14 protein-coding genes and 1 tRNA gene are annotated in these 15,355 nt (G+C 67.4%); 8 read left to right on the top strand and 7 right to left on the bottom strand.

Annotation, left to right across the window (positions count from 1 at the left end; translation table 11 throughout):
• Positions 1 to 372 precede the first annotated feature (372 nt).
• Positions 373 to 2,340: an acetate--CoA ligase gene (gene acs / locus ACIOTO_RS12415; protein WP_400858020.1), complete on the top strand. Its 1,968-nt coding sequence runs from the start codon at positions 373 to 375 to the stop codon at positions 2,338 to 2,340.
• An 88-nt stretch (positions 2,341 to 2,428) separates the two neighbouring features.
• Here the strand turns inward: acs and ACIOTO_RS12410 are convergent, their stop codons facing one another.
• Both ACIOTO_RS12410 and ACIOTO_RS12405 read right to left on the bottom strand, forming a co-directional pair.
• Positions 2,429 to 2,887 (bottom strand): RidA family protein, encoded by a 459-nt coding sequence (locus ACIOTO_RS12410; protein WP_400858019.1) that lies wholly within the window; start codon positions 2,885 to 2,887, stop codon positions 2,429 to 2,431.
• Positions 2,884 to 3,108, bottom strand: a complete 225-nt coding sequence (locus ACIOTO_RS12405) for a hypothetical protein (protein WP_029261050.1) — start codon at positions 3,106 to 3,108, stop codon at positions 2,884 to 2,886. Before ACIOTO_RS12405 ends, ACIOTO_RS12410 begins: the two co-directional genes overlap by 4 nt.
• Positions 3,109 to 3,217: 109 nt before the next feature.
• Between ACIOTO_RS12405 and ACIOTO_RS12400 the strand changes: the two genes are divergently transcribed.
• The 7 genes from ACIOTO_RS12400 (at position 3,218) to ACIOTO_RS12370 (ending at position 9,815) form a co-directional block, all read left to right on the top strand.
• Positions 3,218 to 5,758: a transglycosylase domain-containing protein gene (locus ACIOTO_RS12400; protein ID WP_400858018.1), complete on the top strand. Its 2,541-nt coding sequence runs from the start codon at positions 3,218 to 3,220 to the stop codon at positions 5,756 to 5,758.
• The gene (locus ACIOTO_RS12395; protein WP_400858017.1) at positions 5,755 to 6,684 is read left to right on the top strand and encodes a metallophosphoesterase; all 930 of its coding nucleotides are present in this window, start codon (positions 5,755 to 5,757) and stop codon (positions 6,682 to 6,684) included. Before ACIOTO_RS12400 ends, ACIOTO_RS12395 begins: the two co-directional genes overlap by 4 nt.
• 279 nt (positions 6,685 to 6,963) lie before the next feature.
• Positions 6,964 to 7,311, top strand: a complete 348-nt coding sequence (locus tag ACIOTO_RS12390) for a peptidoglycan-binding protein (protein ID WP_400858016.1) — start codon at positions 6,964 to 6,966, stop codon at positions 7,309 to 7,311.
• Between the two features lie 229 nt (positions 7,312 to 7,540).
• A tRNA-Pro gene (locus ACIOTO_RS12385) sits at positions 7,541 to 7,617 on the top strand.
• A 74-nt stretch (positions 7,618 to 7,691) separates the two neighbouring features.
• Positions 7,692 to 8,168 carry a VanZ family protein gene (locus ACIOTO_RS12380; RefSeq protein WP_400858015.1) on the top strand — a complete coding sequence of 159 codons (477 nt, stop codon included), beginning with the start codon at positions 7,692 to 7,694 and terminating at the stop codon, positions 8,166 to 8,168.
• Positions 8,165 to 8,920, top strand: a complete 756-nt coding sequence (locus ACIOTO_RS12375; RefSeq protein ID WP_372469196.1) for an HAD-IIB family hydrolase — start codon at positions 8,165 to 8,167, stop codon at positions 8,918 to 8,920. The genes ACIOTO_RS12380 and ACIOTO_RS12375 overlap by 4 nt, the downstream gene beginning before the upstream one ends.
• 52 nt (positions 8,921 to 8,972) lie before the next feature.
• Positions 8,973 to 9,815: a DUF1295 domain-containing protein gene (locus ACIOTO_RS12370; RefSeq protein ID WP_400858014.1), complete on the top strand. Its 843-nt coding sequence runs from the start codon at positions 8,973 to 8,975 to the stop codon at positions 9,813 to 9,815.
• Positions 9,816 to 9,845: 30 nt separating this feature from the next.
• Here the strand turns inward: ACIOTO_RS12370 and ACIOTO_RS12365 are convergent, their stop codons facing one another.
• The 5 genes from ACIOTO_RS12365 to ACIOTO_RS12345 all read right to left on the bottom strand — a co-directional run bounded on the left by ACIOTO_RS12365 (position 9,846) and on the right by ACIOTO_RS12345 (position 15,229).
• Positions 9,846 to 11,105 (bottom strand): alpha-hydroxy acid oxidase, encoded by a 1,260-nt coding sequence (locus ACIOTO_RS12365; RefSeq protein ID WP_262001269.1) that lies wholly within the window; start codon positions 11,103 to 11,105, stop codon positions 9,846 to 9,848.
• A 10-nt stretch (positions 11,106 to 11,115) separates the two neighbouring features.
• Positions 11,116 to 11,838 carry a FadR/GntR family transcriptional regulator gene (locus ACIOTO_RS12360; RefSeq protein WP_400858013.1) on the bottom strand — a complete coding sequence of 241 codons (723 nt, stop codon included), beginning with the start codon at positions 11,836 to 11,838 and terminating at the stop codon, positions 11,116 to 11,118.
• A gap of 105 nt (positions 11,839 to 11,943) precedes the next feature.
• On the bottom strand, positions 11,944 to 12,597 hold the full coding sequence (locus tag ACIOTO_RS12355) for a thymidine kinase (RefSeq protein ID WP_262001271.1): 654 nt from the start codon (positions 12,595 to 12,597) through the stop codon (positions 11,944 to 11,946).
• Between the two features lie 9 nt (positions 12,598 to 12,606).
• Positions 12,607 to 14,079, bottom strand: coding sequence for a malate:quinone oxidoreductase (locus ACIOTO_RS12350; RefSeq protein ID WP_105711365.1), 1,473 nt, complete (start codon positions 14,077 to 14,079; stop codon positions 12,607 to 12,609).
• 82 nt (positions 14,080 to 14,161) lie between these two features.
• Complete coding sequence (locus ACIOTO_RS12345; RefSeq protein ID WP_029261040.1) at positions 14,162 to 15,229, bottom strand: aspartate-semialdehyde dehydrogenase; 1,068 nt, start codon at positions 15,227 to 15,229, stop codon at positions 14,162 to 14,164.
• Positions 15,230 to 15,355: the final 126 nt, after the last annotated feature.

Here is a 15,355-nt window from a genome sequence, read left to right as displayed (position 1 = left end):
CGAGCGATCGGATACGCCACCGCGGCTCAGGCGCTGTGCAGAAGAGTCGCAGTCGCCGACCGGTGCAGGAGACGGACGGGGTCGGGGCGCCGAGAACGGGAGCGCTCCCAACGGAATGGGCGGCATCTCACGGGGGGAATGAGATGCCGCCCACGGCGATGCACGATTGGGGGAATCGGGCATGCCAAGGCCGGAATGAGATTTCGGCTGTCGTCGAGTGTACGCAAGGCAACCGTCCTGACAAAACCGGTGCGACTACCGACTTTCGGCAGTATGCGATGTGTGGCCCCGCGGATAGATTCACCCTGACCGCGCCGTCCACCCCCACGGCCAGGTTCGAACGACCCGAATGCCGCAAAGGAGCGCCTGCCGATGAGCAGCCAGATCGACCACCTTCTCGACGAGACCCGGCGGTTCGCACCGTCGGAGGAATTCGTCACCCAGACCATCTCATCGCCCGAACTCTACGAGCGCGCCGCTGCCGATCGCGAGGCGTTCTGGGGCGAGCAGTCCCGCGACCTGGTGCACTGGCACAAGCCGTTCACGCAGGTTCTCGACTGGACGAACCCGCCGTTCGCGAAGTGGTTCGACGACGGCGAGCTGAACGTGGCGTACAACTGCCTCGACCGGCACGTCGAAGAGGGCAACGGCGACCGGGTCGCTCTGCACTGGGAGGGTGAGCCCGGGGATTCCCGGCGCATCACCTACGCCGAGCTGACCGCAGAGGTCAAGCGGGTCGCCAACGTCCTCGAAGGGCTCGGCATCGGCCAGGGCGACCGCGTCGCGATCTATCTGCCCATGATCCCCGAGGCGATCGCCTCGATGCTCGCCGTCGCCCGCGTCGGTGCGATCCACTCCGTCGTGTTCGGCGGATTCAGCGCCGACAGCCTCCGTTCACGCATCGACGACGCCGGAGCGAAGCTCGTCATCACCGCTGACGGCGGCTACCGCAAGGGCCGGGTGTCCGCTTTGAAGCCGGCGGTGGATCAGGCGCTCGCCGACCGCGGCGATGGCGAGCAGCAGACCGTCGAGCATGTCTTGGTGGTCCGACGCGGCGAGAACGAGGTGGACTGGGTCGAGGGACGCGACCTGTGGTGGCACGACGTGGTTCCCGCGGCGTCCGCCGAGCACACGGCCCAGGCCTTCCCCGCGGAGAACCCGCTGTTCATCCTCTACACGTCGGGCACCACCGGGAAGCCCAAGGGCATCCTGCACACCTCGGGCGGTTACCTCACCCAGGTCGCGTACTCGCACAAGTACGTGTTCGACCTGCATCCGGAGACCGACGTCTTCTGGTGCACGGCCGACATCGGATGGATCACCGGACACAGCTACGTCACCTACGGTCCGCTCGCGAACGGCGCGACCCAGGTGCTCTACGAAGGCACGCCGGACGCTCCGCACCCCGGCCGCTGGTGGGAGATCATCGAGAAGTACAAGGTCTCGATCTTCTACACCGCGCCGACGGCGATCCGTTCGTTCATGAAGATCGGCCGCAGCGTGCCGAAGAAGTTCGACCTGTCGTCGCTGCGACTGCTCGGTTCGGTGGGTGAGCCCATCAACCCCGAGGCGTGGATGTGGTACCGCGAGGTCATCGGCGCCGGCAAGACGCCGATCGTCGACACGTGGTGGCAGACCGAGACCGGAGCGATCATGGTCTCGGCCCTCCCGGGCGTCACCGAGACCAAGCCCGGATCCGCGCAGGTTCCGCTTCCGGGGATCTCCATCGATGTCGTCGACGAGCAGGGTGTCGAGGTCGGCAACGGCAACGGCGGACTCCTCGTGATCACCGAGCCCTGGCCGAGCATGCTGCGCGGCATCTGGGGCGACCCGGAGCGTTACCGCGAGACGTACTGGGAGAAGTTCGAGGACCAGGGTTACTACTTCGCGGGTGATGGAGCCCGACTCGACGAGGACGGCGACCTGTGGCTGCTCGGCCGCGTCGACGACGTCATGAACGTCTCGGGGCACCGTCTCTCCACGGCGGAGATCGAGTCGTCACTGGTCGCGCACGAAGCGACCGCCGAGGCCGCCGTGGTCGGCGCGTCGGACGAGACGACCGGACAGGCGGTCGTGGCCTTCGTCATCATCAAGGAGAGCTACCTCGCCGAGCACGAGCCCGCAGGTCTCGCGCAGCTGCTGCGCCTGTGGGTCGGAGAGCAGATCGGGGCGATCGCCCGCCCGCGCGACGTGTACATCGTGGGCGAGCTGCCGAAGACCCGCTCCGGCAAGATCATGCGGCGCCTGCTGCGCGACGTCGCCGAAGGCCGCGAGGTCGGGGACACGACGACGCTGGCCGACACCGCGGTGATGAGCATCATCTCGGCGCAGGTCAAGTAGGACTCCCCCGTAGACGAAGAACGCGCCTTCCCGATCCGGGGAGGCGCGTTCTTCGTGTGCGGCACGGACGTGCCGGATGGCCGAATGCTCAGGCGAGGATGAAGGTCACTTCGACCTCGACCGGGCTGCCGAGGGGAAGCTCCGCCACACCCACGGCCGCACGCGCATGACGCCCGGCGTCGCCGAAGATCTCGCCGAGGACCTCGCTGGCGCCGTTGATGACGCCCGGCTGCCCCGTGAAGTCTGCGGTGGAGGCGACGAAGCCGCCCACGCGGAGCACTCCGCCGATGCGGTCGACGCCGCCCGCGGCATCCGCCGCCGCGGCAAGGGCGTTCAACGCACAGGTGCGCGCATACGCCTTCGCGTCTTCCGCCGAGACCTCGGCGCCGACCTTGCCGACGGCAGGGAGCGCACCGGAGACGAACGGGAGCTGGCCCGAGGTGTAGACGAGACCGTCGTGCACGACCGCCGGGACGTAGGCGGCGACGGGTGCGGCGACCGCGGGCAGCTCGATGCCGAGTTCGGCGAGGCGGGCGGAGACGCTCATGCCTGGCCTCCCTCGAACTGACGGGCGGCCTGCTCCGCCGCGGCGAGACCGGCGTTGGCGGAGGCATCCGCGTTCACCGGACGCTTCAGGTAGGCGACGAGACCGCCTTCGGGACCCTGCACGACCTGCACGAGCTCCCAGCCCTGCTTGCCCCAGTTGTTGAGGATGGCTGCCGTGTTGTGGATCAGCAGCGGCGTGGTGAGGTACTCCCACGTGGTCATGGCACTCCTGTCGATCGGGGCGCGACACCGTGATTGCGGGCCGGCTCGTCAAAGGTGGTATTCAGGGAACTCCCCTACGATCAAGCGTATGCCCCAAAAGAATCGCACGGTGAGAGGCGTGCTCGGCGGTCTCGTCGGGCTCGTCGGCTTGAGCGCCGTCGCCGGCCTCCTGGTCGCTGCCAGCGTCACGCCCGTCCTCACCATGACCGGTCTCGCCGGCGCCCAGGCACTGACTCTCTTCGACCAGCTCCCCGAGAACCTCAACCCGGGTACACCGATGGAGCAGTCGACGATCTACGCCACGGACCCCGACGGCAAGCCGGTCGAACTGGCCTCTTTCTACGAGCAGAACCGCATCCCGGTCACGTACGAGCAGGTGGCCCCCGTGCTGTACGACGCCATCCTCTCCAGTGAGGACAAGAGCTTCTACAGCCACGGCGGCGTCAACCTCGGCGCGACCGTGAAGGCGCTCGTCGACAACGTGCGCGGCACCTCCAGCCGAGGCGCTTCCACGATCAGCCAGCAGTACGTGAAGAACGTGCTGATCCAGGAGTGCGAGCAAGACGTCGACCGCGCCTCCGAGACCTACACGGACGACCTGCGCAAGTGCTTCGAAGACGCGACCAACGCCAGCGGTAACGAGGGCATCGAACGCAAGCTGCAGGAGATGCGCTACGCGATCCAGGTCGAGAAGGACTTCTCCAAGAACGACATCCTGCTCGGATACCTGAACATCGCGAACTTCGGCGGCACGGTGTACGGCATCGAAGCCGCATCGAAGTACTACTTCAGCACGAGTGCCGCGAAGCTCACGGTCGCGCAGGCGGCGACGTTGGCCGGCATCGTGCAGAACCCCAACACGTACCGCATCGACATGCCGCAGGGCACCACGACGAACGAGGCCGGTGAGGCGCTGAACACCGCCGACAGCGGCTACTCGCTCACGAAGGACCGTCGCCACTACGTGCTGGGCCGCATGCTCGCCGACGGCAAGATCACCCAGGCGCAGTATGACGAGGCGGATGCGTCCGAGATCACACCGACGCTGAAGCAGCCCACGCAGGGCTGCGCGGCGGCCGGCGTCAACGCCTACTTCTGCCAGTATGTGCGGTCGATCGTGCTCGACGACGAAGCATTCGGTAAGACTCCCCAGGACCGCGCCGACCTGCTCCGTCGCGGCGGCCTGAAGATCTACACCTCGCTGGACTACAACATTCAGAATCCGGCCGCACAGGCGATGCGCGACATCGTCCCGGCGAACTACGACAACGACTACTTCGGCGCTGCCGGCGTCTCGATCGAGGTCGGCACCGGTCGCATCCTGTCGATCACGCAGAACACGCAGTTCGACGAGACCACCACCGACGATCTCGGGAAGACCTCGCTCGTCTTCGCCGGCGACCAGAAGCACGGCAACTCCGGCGGTTTCCAGGTCGGCTCGGTGTACAAGCTGTTCACGCTGATCGACTGGCTCGAGAAGGGGCACTCCGTCAACGAGGTGCTCAACGGGCGTGTGCAGACGAACTTGAAGATCCCCGTCTGCGAGAGCCCGCAGACCGCGAACACCAAGGAGATCGGCAACTTCGGCGGCGGCGGCGGATACACCGCGAGCGTCATGGACTTCACGCGACAGTCACTGAACAGCGGCTACTTCGCGATGGCCTCGAAGCTCGACATCTGCGAGATCAACCAGGTTGCCGATCGGATGGGTGTCACTCTCGCCAGCGGCAAGAAGGTCACCGACGAGAACGTCCCCTACGACGTGCTCGGCCCGAAGAACATCTCCCCCATCGCCATGGCGAACGCCTACGCCACGGTCGCGAGCGGCGGCAAGTACTGCACCCCGCGAGCGATCGACCGCGTGGTCGGCCCCGACGGCGCGGAGCGCGAGCTCCCGGCCGCATCGTGCACCGACGGCGTGATCTCGCCCGAGGTCGCCGCAACCGCCGCCTACGCGCTCAAGGGCGTCATGGGCTCCGGCGGCACCGGCGACCGCGCCAACCCGTTCGACGGCACGCCGTTGATCGGCAAGACCGGAACGCACGACCGCTGGTCCACCATGATGATCGAGTCCAGCACCGAGGTCGCCACGGCCGTCTGGGCAGGACGCTGGAAGGGCCAGTCGGACATCTACCAGAAGTGGGCAGGCGACTACCAACTCAACAACATGCGCTATCCACTGGCCAAGGCCGCCCAGGCCGCCGCCAACGCGGTGTACGGGGGAAAGGACTTCCCGCGTCCGGACGACAAGCTCACCCGACGGGTGATGACCGAGGTCCCGAACGTCGTCGGCATGACCGTCGAAGAGGCGGAGTCGACTCTCAAGAGCCGGGGCTTCGGCGTGTCCGTCGGTGCCGCCGTCGACAGCGACAAGCCCACGAACGTCGTCGTCGCGCAGGACCCGCAGGGACAGACCGCAGGCGGGTCGACCATCACGATCTCGCCCAGCAACGGCCAGGGCACCACCGTTCCCGCCGGCCTGGTCGGTATGTCTCGATCCGATGCGTCGGCAGCGCTCACCGCTGCGGGATTCACGTCGATCGCCATCGACAACTCGTGCAACCCGCCGACCGCGGTGGTGTCCGCCACGGACCCGGCACCAGGCACGGCGACCAGCAAGTCCACCGCCGTCACCGTGACGTGCAAGTGACCGCTCGCGGCGCTGCGCACCCGGCCCTCATCGCGCTCGGCGCGGTGGGGGCCGTCGGTGCGGCCGCAGCGGTCTGGGGCATCGGCATCGAGCGCTACCTGTTCACGGTGCGCGAGGCGACCGCATCCGCGCTCCCTCCCGGTTCGGCCCCCTTGCGTATCCTGCACGTGTCGGACGCGCACATGGCGCCCTGGCAGCACCGCAAGCAGGACTGGCTGGCCTCGCTCGCCGAACTGAAGCCGGACCTCGTCGTCAACACCGGCGACAACCTCGGGCACGCGAACGGCTTGGAAGGCATCCGCCGCGCGTTCGACCCGCTCGCGGGCATCCCCGGGGTGTTCGTGCACGGATCGAACGACGTGACCGCTCCGTCTCCCCGCAACCCTCTGCGCTACTTCCTCGGGCCGTCCAAGAAGCAGCCTGAGCCGGAGCACCTCGACACCGCGGCGATGGACCGGTACTTCACGGACGAGCTCGGGTGGACCGACCTGAACAACGCCGCGGCGCGTCTCACCCTCGCCGGCACAGCGGTCGACCTCTTCGGCGTGAACGACGCCCACCGCGACTGGGACCGCCTCGACGTGCTGCCGGACGCCATCGGCGCGCTCGGTCCGCGTGACGCCGGCACACCGATGCTGGGCGTCACCCACGCGCCGTACCAGCGCGTGCTCAACGGGTTCACGGATCTCGGCGCCGACGCGATCCTCGGTGGCCACACCCACGGCGGCCAGGTGTGCCTCCCCGGCTATGGCGCCCTTGTGGCCAACTGCGACATCCCCCTCAAGCAGGCCAAGGGACTGAGCACGTGGTCGCACGAGGGCCGCACGGTGCCGCTCAACGTCAGCGCCGGTTGCGGACACTCGATCTATGCGCCGGTCCGCTTCGCCTGCCGCCCCGAGGCGACGCTGCTCACGCTCACCGCGTAAGGCCGTGGCCCGTGGCCCATGGGCCACGATTTACCACTTGCGGAAGCGGCACAACGCGTTCTGCTGAATCACGCGGAGGTGCGCTCCATCGCGAAACTGCGCAATATTCTTCAATTGCCGCATCGCACCCGCTTAGATAACGTCGACCGAAGGGGATACATCAAATAACCGGAGGAAAGTATGAAATTCAAGCGCTCGTACGCGACTGCAGTCGTACTCGCGTCATTCGCAATCGCCATCCCACTCCCAGCCCATGCGGCCGCCCCGCAGGATCGCGGCGTGACCACCACAGTCAAGATGTGGAACGGCTGTAGATCGTATACCTGGAGCACCGGGACTCCCGACAAGTGCTTCTATCAAGATCTGCAGGCATTCGTCTTGCGGCCATATGGCTACACCGGTGCAATCGATGGCGTCATGGGCAACGGGTCATGGAAGGCGCTCCAGCGAATGCTCAATGCCGGCGGTTGGAACGCAGGCACTGTAGACGGCGTTCCGGGTTACCAGACTAAGACAGCACTGCAGCGGATGCTCCGCGCCCACAGCTACAAGGGAGCGATAGACGGAGTCCTTGGCGCAGGAACCTACAAGGCTTGGGCGAACTACGTTCTCGGAGCCCAGAACTAATCAGGCCTGCCAGACCTGTCGTATCGTGGCATTGATTCGCGCATGCAGCCATGCCACGGTACGTCACCGACCCGGATGACACGAAGGCGATCTACGGTTCCACTGCTCTCACTTGCAATGAGCTTGCGTATGCGGTCGCTTCGTCTTGGCCCCCGACACCAGTGCGAACAGCATCGCCGGCTCGATTCGGCGCACGGAGCATTTCCCTGTAGACTCGGAGGGTTGCAAACGGGGTGTGGCGCAGCTTGGTAGCGCGCTTCGTTCGGGACGAAGAGGTCGCAGGTTCAAATCCTGTCACCCCGACCAGTGACACCGGAAGGCCGCCCCCCACAGGGGCGGCCTTCTCTGTATGGGGAACACGCAGAAGGGGAAGGGAAAGCATGGGATCTCTGCTTCCGCCCCCGCGCCGGCTCACCCGCGTGTGGGCTCTCGCTCTCGGCATCCCGTTCCTCCTGGGCCTTGCGGCTCTCACCCTCACACCGTCTCGGGTCGAGCAGGTCATGCCCAATCTCCTCGATCTGACCCTCCACGCCGCGCACCGCCTCGGCTGGGATTCGCTCGACTTCACTCGACTCGAGATCATCGCGAACATCCTGGTGTTCGTGCCCGTCGGCATCCTCGCCTTCGTCCTGCTCCCCCGCCGGGTGTGGCCGCTCGCCCTGCTGGTCGGGCCGCTGCTGTCGCTCGGGATCGAGACCGCGCAGCGTGTGGCCCTCCCCCATCGCGCCGCCACCGTCACCGACATCGTGGCGAACTCGACCGGCGCGCTCGTCGGCGTCGTGTTCGCCATCCTCTGCACACTGCTGCTTGCTTCACGACCCTCCCAGCGGCCACCTTCTAGGCTGGAGACATCATGACCGCGCCCACACTCGTCGCCTTCGATCTCGATGACACGCTCGCCCCTTCCAAGGGGCTGATCGACCCGCGCATCGCCGCGCTGCTGCGCAGCCTGCTGCGTTCGGTCGACGTTGCCATCATCTCCGGCGGCAACGAGGCGCAGTTCCGCAGTCAGGTGCTCTCGCGCCTGGGCGATGCGGATGCCGCCGACCTCGCCCGCCTGCACCTGCTGCCGACGTGCGGTACGCGCTACCTCCGCCACGACGGGACCGACTTCACACCGGTGTATGCGCACGACCTCAGCGACGAGGACAAGCAGTCCGCGTTGACGGCGCTGCGCGAAGAGGCCGAGCACCTGGGGCTGTGGGAGGCCGAGCCCTGGGGCGAGATCCTCGAGGACCGCGGCTCGCAGATCACTTTCTCCGCACTGGGGCAGCGCGCGCCGCGCGAGGCGAAGCACGACTGGGATCCCACGGGGACCAAGCGCGCGGCTCTTCGTGCCGCCGTCGCCGCCCGCCTTCCCGGACTCGAGGTCCGCTCCGGCGGATCGACATCCATCGACATCACCCAGGCCGGCATCGACAAGGCCTTCGGGATGCGGCAGCTCGCCGAGCACACCGGCATCCCTCTCACCGAGATGCTGTTCTACGGCGACCGACTCGACGAGGGCGGGAACGACTACCCGGTCCTGGCCATCGGAGTGCCGTCCGTGGCCGTCGACGGCTGGGAAGACACGGCGGACAAGCTCGACGGCCTCCTGCGGACGCTCTGACCTCGGGGGCGTCCTGCGACGTTCTGCCGCCCCCTGGTCCTAACATGGCGTCATGGATGCCCTGCTGATCGTCGTCATCACCGCCGCGGTCGCCAGCGCCGTGTGCTGGATCCTCTCCCTGATCACACGAGACACCTCGTGGGTCGATCGGGCATGGTCGATCGTTCCCGTCGTGTACGTGTGGATCTTCGTGGCCGGCGCCTTCGCTAACGGCGACGGCTCCGTGCGTGTCGTACTCATGGGGGTGCTCGCGACCGCCTGGGGCGCACGCTTGACCTTCAACTTCGCGCGCAAGGGCGGCTACACGGGCGTGGAGGACTACCGGTGGGCGATCCTGCGCGGGCGCATGCGCCCGTGGCAGTTCCAGGTCTTCAACGTGCTGTTCATCATCGGCTACCAGATGACGCTGCTCGTGCTCATCACGCTGCCCGCCCTGGTCGCGGCCGAGCATCCCGCAGCCCTCACCGGGTGGGATGCACTGTTCGTCGCTGCGTTCCTCGGGTTCCTCCTCGGCGAGACCGTGGCCGATCAGCAGCAGTGGCGCTTCCACCAGCGCAAGAAGGAGGCAGGGGGCACGCTCGCCCCGGGGTTCCTGACGACCGGGCTGTTCCGCTTCAGCCGCCACCCGAACTTCTTCTTCGAGCAGGCGCAGTGGTGGGCGTTCTACGCGCTCGGGGCGACGGCTGCGGTCGCCGGCGGTGCGGGCTTCGTCGGCGGGGCGCTCAACCCGACCATCGTCGGTCCCGCCCTGCTGACGGTGCTGTTCATCGGGTCGACCATCTTCACGGAGTCGATCACCGCATCCAAGTACCCGGCCTACGCGGAGTACAAGCGCTCGACCTCGATGCTCATCCCGTGGCCGCCGCGTGCGCGCGCCGTGGCCCCGCAGTCCTGAGACGGCGAAACCACCGCGCGGCCGACGCGATCAGTGCGTGCGCGCCCCGGCGTTCGCGCGGGCGACCGGCACCAGACGGGTGAGCTGGGTGACGTGACCCGGCTCGAGCTCGGCCAGCGAAGAGACGCCCAGCAGCCGCATCGTGCGTTCGATCTCGCTGCGCAGGATGGCGATCGTGCGGTCGACGCCCTGGCGCCCACCGGCCATGAGCCCGTAGAGATACGCGCGACCGATGAGCGTGAAGTCGGCGCCGAGAGCGACCGCGGCGACGATGTCGGCGCCGTTCATGATCCCGGTGTCGATCATGACGGTGAAGTCGTCGCCGACAGCCCGCCGGACCTCGGGCAGCAGGTGGAACGGGATGGGCGCGCGGTCGAGTTGGCGCCCACCGTGGTTCGACAGGACGATGCCGTCGACGCCCGCATCACGCAGACGCACGGAGTCCTCGACGTTCTGCACGCCCTTGATCACGATCTTGCCGGGCCAGATGTCGCGGATGACGGCGAGGTCGTCATAGCTGATCGTCGGATCCATCGCCGCATCCAACAGCTCGCCGACTGTGCCGCCGGTGGTGCTCAGCGACGCGAACTCCAGCTTGGGGGTGGTGAGGAAATCGAACCACCACCAGGGACGCGGGATCGCGTTGATGATCGTGCCGAGCGTCAGCTGCGGCGGGATGCTGAAGCCGTTGCGCTTGTCGCGCAGACGAGCACCGGCGACGGGGGTGTCCACGGTGAACTGCAGGGTGTCGAAGCCGGCCGCGGCCGCGCGGCGGGTGAGCTCGTAGGAGATCTCGCGATCACGCATCACATACAGCTGGAACCAGTTGCGCCCGTCCGGGTTCGCAGCCTTCACGCCCTCGATCGACGTGGTGCCGAGAGTGGAGAGTGTGAACGGGATACCCGCGGCAGCCGCCGCACCGGCTCCGGCGACCTCGCCCTCGGTCTGCATCAGGCGCGTGAACCCGGTGGGCGCTATGCCGAACGGCAGGGCCGACGGACCTCCGAGGATCTCGGTGCTCGTGTCGACATCGGGTGCCGGACGCAGGATGCCGGGGTGGAACTCGACGTCCTGGAAAGCCTGACGCGCTCGGGTGAGGGAGAGCTCGCCCTCGGCCGCACCGTCCGTGTAGTCGAACGCGGCCTTGGGAGTGCGCCGCTTGGCGATCAGACGCAGATCGTCGATGGTCAGCGCGGCGTCGAGGCGGCGCTTGCGGCCATCGAGCTCGGGCTTCTTGAACTTCATGAGATCGAGCAGTTCGACGGGGTTGGGGAGCTGGCGCTGCACCATGATGTGCCTCTCAGTTCTGGGGATGGATATCGCGGGTGAGCCCCGCGGACGTGTAGTAGCCGGTGATGTGCGTGCGGACGAGGGTTCGAGCAGCCTCGACATCGGCGGCATCGATCGCGGCGACCAGTGCGTGGTGCTCGGCGCGGAGCCTGGTCGCCATCGCCGCCCAGTCCGGGATCGCCGCGACCCCCGCCTGCACGTAGGACTCGATCGAGGAGCGCAGGCCCGCCATCATCGCGGCGATGACGGTGTTCCCGCTCGCTTCCGCAAGCGAGAGGTGCAACTGGGCGTCGAGGGCGAGGAACTCCCCGGCGGACAGGCCGACGGCATCCATCGCCTCGAGCAGCTCATGAGCTCGTGCGGTGTCGCGATCGGGCGAAGTGGCCAGGGCGGTGACGACCGCGTCTTCGAGGACGAGGCGGGTGCGCACGACATCATCCAGCGCGAAACCCTGAGCCGCCACCTGCAGCCGCAGCAGCGCCGACATGCCACCGGTCGGCGTGGCGATGACGATGGCGCCGGACTGCGGACCGGAACCGGTCGCGGTGCGGATGAGTCCCATCACCTCGAGCACGCGGAACGCCTCGCGGACGCTGGACCTGCCGACGCCGAGCTCGGTCGAGAGATCTCGCTCCGACGGCAGACGGTCACCGGGCCCGAGTCGGCCGTCGAGCAGGTCGCGCTCGATGTGCTCGAGCACGAGCTGCCAGGCGCGCGCCGGCTGGTCGCTCATCGGTCCTCCTGTGGTCTGACCACAGGTTAGCGCGTGTGGTCAGACCACGCAAACGAGCGCGCTCGATCGCCCCGCTGCACGCGCTGCGGGCCGGGTGCCGGGCGATCAGCCCAGGCGTCCGCCGGACTCCTGGAGGTAGCAGGTGCCGCACAGGGACTCGTACGTCGTCAGCTCCGGCGAGGCCGACCCGATGGCCCCCTCGTCGATGGCGACCTGATCGCCGTCGAACACGAAGCGCCCGCCGACGACCCGGCCGTTGAACACGGCCTTCCGCCCACAGCGGCAGATCGTCTTGAGCTCCTCCAACGAGTGCGCGATCGCGAGCAGTCGCGCGGAGCCGGGAAAAGCATGCGTGAGGAAGTCGTTGCGGATCCCGTACGCCATCACCGGGATGCCGTCTTCCACCGCGATGCGGAAGAGGTCGTCGACCTGAGGCGGCGTGAGGAACTGCGCCTCGTCGATGAGAAGGCAGGCGACATCGGTGGGTCCCGCCGGGAGCAGCTCGTCGTCCGACGAATGCTGCATGCGCGCACGGTGCTCCGCGAAGAGCACTCGCGCGTCGTCGTCGGGGCCGATCAGGAAGTCGACCGGACGGGTGACGCCGAGCCGACTCTCGATCTCGGACGCCCCCTTGGTGTCGATCGCGGGCTTCGCCAGCAGCACGTGCTGGCCGCGCTCCTCATAGTTGTAGGCAGCCTGGAGCAGCGAGGTCGACTTGCCCGAGTTCATCGCGCCGTAGCGGAAGTAGAGCTTCGCCACGGTCCGGACTCAGACGTTGATGCCGAGGGTGGCGGCGGTCGCCTCGGTGTACTGCTCCGCCAGCGCCGCATCCTTGTTCAGCTTCTCGCCGAACGTGGGGATCAGGGCGCGGAGTTCCGGCTCCCAGTGCGGATACTCGTCCGGGAAGCAGGCCTTGAGCAGCTCGAGCATGATCGGGACAGCGGTCGAAGCTCCCGGAGAAGCACCGAGGAGCCCGGCGATCGATCCGTCTGCCGACGAGACGACCTCCGTGCCGAACTGCAGGATGCCGCCCTTCTTCGGGTCTTTCTTCATGACCTGAGCACGCTGACCGGCGTCGATGAGAGTCCAGTCCTCGTCCTTGGCCGTCGGCATGAACGTGCGCAGGCTGTCGACCTTCTTGGCGTGGTTCTTCAGCAGCTCACCCACGAGGTACGTGATCAGATCGGGGTTCTTCACCGCGACCTGCAGCATCGGCAGCAGGTTGTGCGGGCGCACCTGCGAGACGATGTCGAGCATCGATCCGTTCTTGAGGAACTTCGGGCTGAACGTCGCGAAGGGTCCGAACATGAGCGAGGACTCACCACCGACGACGCGGGTATCGAGGTGCGGAACCGACATCGGCGGAGCGCCGACGGATGCCTGCGAGTAGACCTTCGCCTTGTGCTGCGCGACGACCTTCGGGTTCGTGGTCTTGAGGAACTGGCCGCCGATCGGGAAGACGCCGTAGCCCTTGATCTCAGGAATGCCGGAATTCTGCAGCAGCTTGAGCGCCCAGCCACCCGCACCGACGAACACGAAGCGCGCCTTGATCTCGTTCGGCGTGCGACCGATGGTCGTGCGGTACTTGACCAGCCAGCCGCCGTCCTTCTGCTTCTTGAGGCTGCGCACCTCGTGGTTCGTGCGCAGCGTGACACCCGACTCGGTCAGGTGGTCGAAGAGCTGGTGCGTCAGGGCTCCGAAGTCGACATCGGTGCCGGCCGGCACGCGCGTCGCGGCGAACGGCTCACCCTTGCGGCGCTGCTGCATGAGCAGCGGCGCCCACTTGTTGATGACGCGGGAGTCCTCGCTGTACTCGATGCCGGCGAACAGGGGCTGCTCCTTGAGCACCTCGTAGCGGGCCTTGAGGTAGGCGACATCCTTCTCGCCGCGGACGAACGTCATGTGCGGAGTCGCGTTGATGAACGTCGACGGCGCGTCGAGCACACCCTTCTCGACCAGCGACGACCAGAACTGACGGCTCTGCTGAAACTGCTCGTTGATCGACACGGCCTTCGCCGGGTCGAGCGGAGCATCGCCCTGCTGCGGCATGTAGTTCAACTCGCACAGGGCGGCGTGCCCCGTGCCGGCGTTGTTCCACGGGTTCGAGCTCTCCTGAGCCACATCGGAGAGTCGCTCGAAGGCGACGATCTTCCACTCCGGCTGCAGCTCATGCAGGAGAGTACCCAGGGTGGCGCTCATGATGCCACCGCCGATCAGGACGACATCGACGTTTTCTGTCACCGAACCAGTCTAGTTCGCGGGCACGGGGTCGCAGACCATGCGTCCGACCCTGCCAGACCGGTTCGACATGGCGGGGATACCGTCAGGCTATGACCAGACGCTCCGCGAGGACCTCGGCGATCTGCACGGCGTTCAGCGCCGCACCCTTGCGCAGGTTGTCGTTGCTGATGAAGAGGACGAGACCCTTGCCCTCAGCTGCCGACTGGTCGGCACGGATGCGGCCGACGAAGCTCGGGTCCTTGCCCGCCGCCTGCAGCGGGGTCGGAACCTCGTCGAGTACGACGCCGGGAGCCGCGCTCAGGACCTCGCGGGCACGCTCGGGCGTGATGTCCCGAGCGAACTCGACGTTGATCGACAGCGAGTGACCGGTGAAGACCGGGACGCGCACGCACGTGCCCGCCACGCGGAGGCCGGGGAGTTCGAGGATCTTGCGGCTCTCGTTGCGGAGCTTCTTCTCCTCGTCGGTCTCGTTGTCGCCGTCGTCGACGAGGTTGCCGGCGAACGGGATCACGTCGAACGCGATCGGTGCGACGTACTTCTCGGGCTCGGGGAAGTCGACCGCCGAGCCGTCGTGCACGAGACGCAGGGTGTCGCCCTGAGCGAGCACGCCCTCGACCTGGCCGAGCAGTTCCTGCGCACCGGCGAGGCCGGAGCCAGAGACCGCCTGGTAGGTCGACACGATCAGGCGCTCGAGGCCGGCCTCGGCATCCAGCGCCTTCAGCACCGGCATCGCGGCCATCGTGGTGCAGTTCGGGTTCGCGATGATGCCCTTGGGGCGCTCATCGATCGCGTGCGGGTTCACTTCGCTGACGACGAGCGGAACCTCGGGGTCCATGCGCCAAGCGCTGGAGTTGTCGACGACCACGGCACCGGCAGCGGCGAAACGCGGCGCGTAGGCACGGCTCGCGGTGGCCCCGGCGGAGAACAGGGCGATGTCGATGCCCGCGGCATCCGCCGTCTCGACGTCTTCGACGATGACCGTCGCCCCACCGAACTCGATCGCGGTGCCGGCGGAACGTGCGGAGGAGAACAGGCGCAGGTCGCGGATCGGGAACGACCGCTCGGCGAGAATCTCGCGCATCACGGTGCCCACCTGGCCGGTGGCGCCGACGATGGCGACGGAGAGTCCTGATTCGGAGATGCGGGTCATGATGTTCCTTGGCGTCGTGCGGTGCGGCGTACGAGGCTTCGGGCGCGGCGTCGGGATGCGGATGCTGCGCCTGGCGCCGGTGTCAGGGTTTCGGTGAGTCTACCGCGGTCCGAGGCGATGCGGCTT

Origin of the sequence: Microbacterium sp. NPDC087592, from assembly GCF_044743585.1 — a bacterium.
Taxonomy (GTDB): domain Bacteria; phylum Actinomycetota; class Actinomycetes; order Actinomycetales; family Microbacteriaceae; genus Microbacterium.
The sequence above is the reverse complement of the archived record's forward strand: the minus strand, read 5'-3'. Positions and strand labels throughout refer to the sequence as shown.

Coding starts and splice junctions, on each gene's coding strand:
- ACIOTO_RS12345 (WP_029261040.1), bottom strand. CDS start 15,229: ATGACCCGCATCTCCGAATCAGGACTCTCCGTCGCCATCGTCGGCGCC.
- ACIOTO_RS12370 (WP_400858014.1), top strand. CDS start 8,973: ATGGATGCCCTGCTGATCGTCGTCATCACCGCCGCGGTCGCCAGCGCC.
- acs (WP_400858020.1), top strand. CDS start 373: ATGAGCAGCCAGATCGACCACCTTCTCGACGAGACCCGGCGGTTCGCA.
- ACIOTO_RS12380 (WP_400858015.1), top strand. CDS start 7,692: ATGGGATCTCTGCTTCCGCCCCCGCGCCGGCTCACCCGCGTGTGGGCT.
- ACIOTO_RS12365 (WP_262001269.1), bottom strand. CDS start 11,105: ATGGTGCAGCGCCAGCTCCCCAACCCCGTCGAACTGCTCGATCTCATG.
- ACIOTO_RS12375 (WP_372469196.1), top strand. CDS start 8,165: ATGACCGCGCCCACACTCGTCGCCTTCGATCTCGATGACACGCTCGCC.
- ACIOTO_RS12405 (WP_029261050.1), bottom strand. CDS start 3,108: ATGACCACGTGGGAGTACCTCACCACGCCGCTGCTGATCCACAACACG.
- ACIOTO_RS12410 (WP_400858019.1), bottom strand. CDS start 2,887: ATGAGCGTCTCCGCCCGCCTCGCCGAACTCGGCATCGAGCTGCCCGCG.
- ACIOTO_RS12360 (WP_400858013.1), bottom strand. CDS start 11,838: ATGAGCGACCAGCCGGCGCGCGCCTGGCAGCTCGTGCTCGAGCACATC.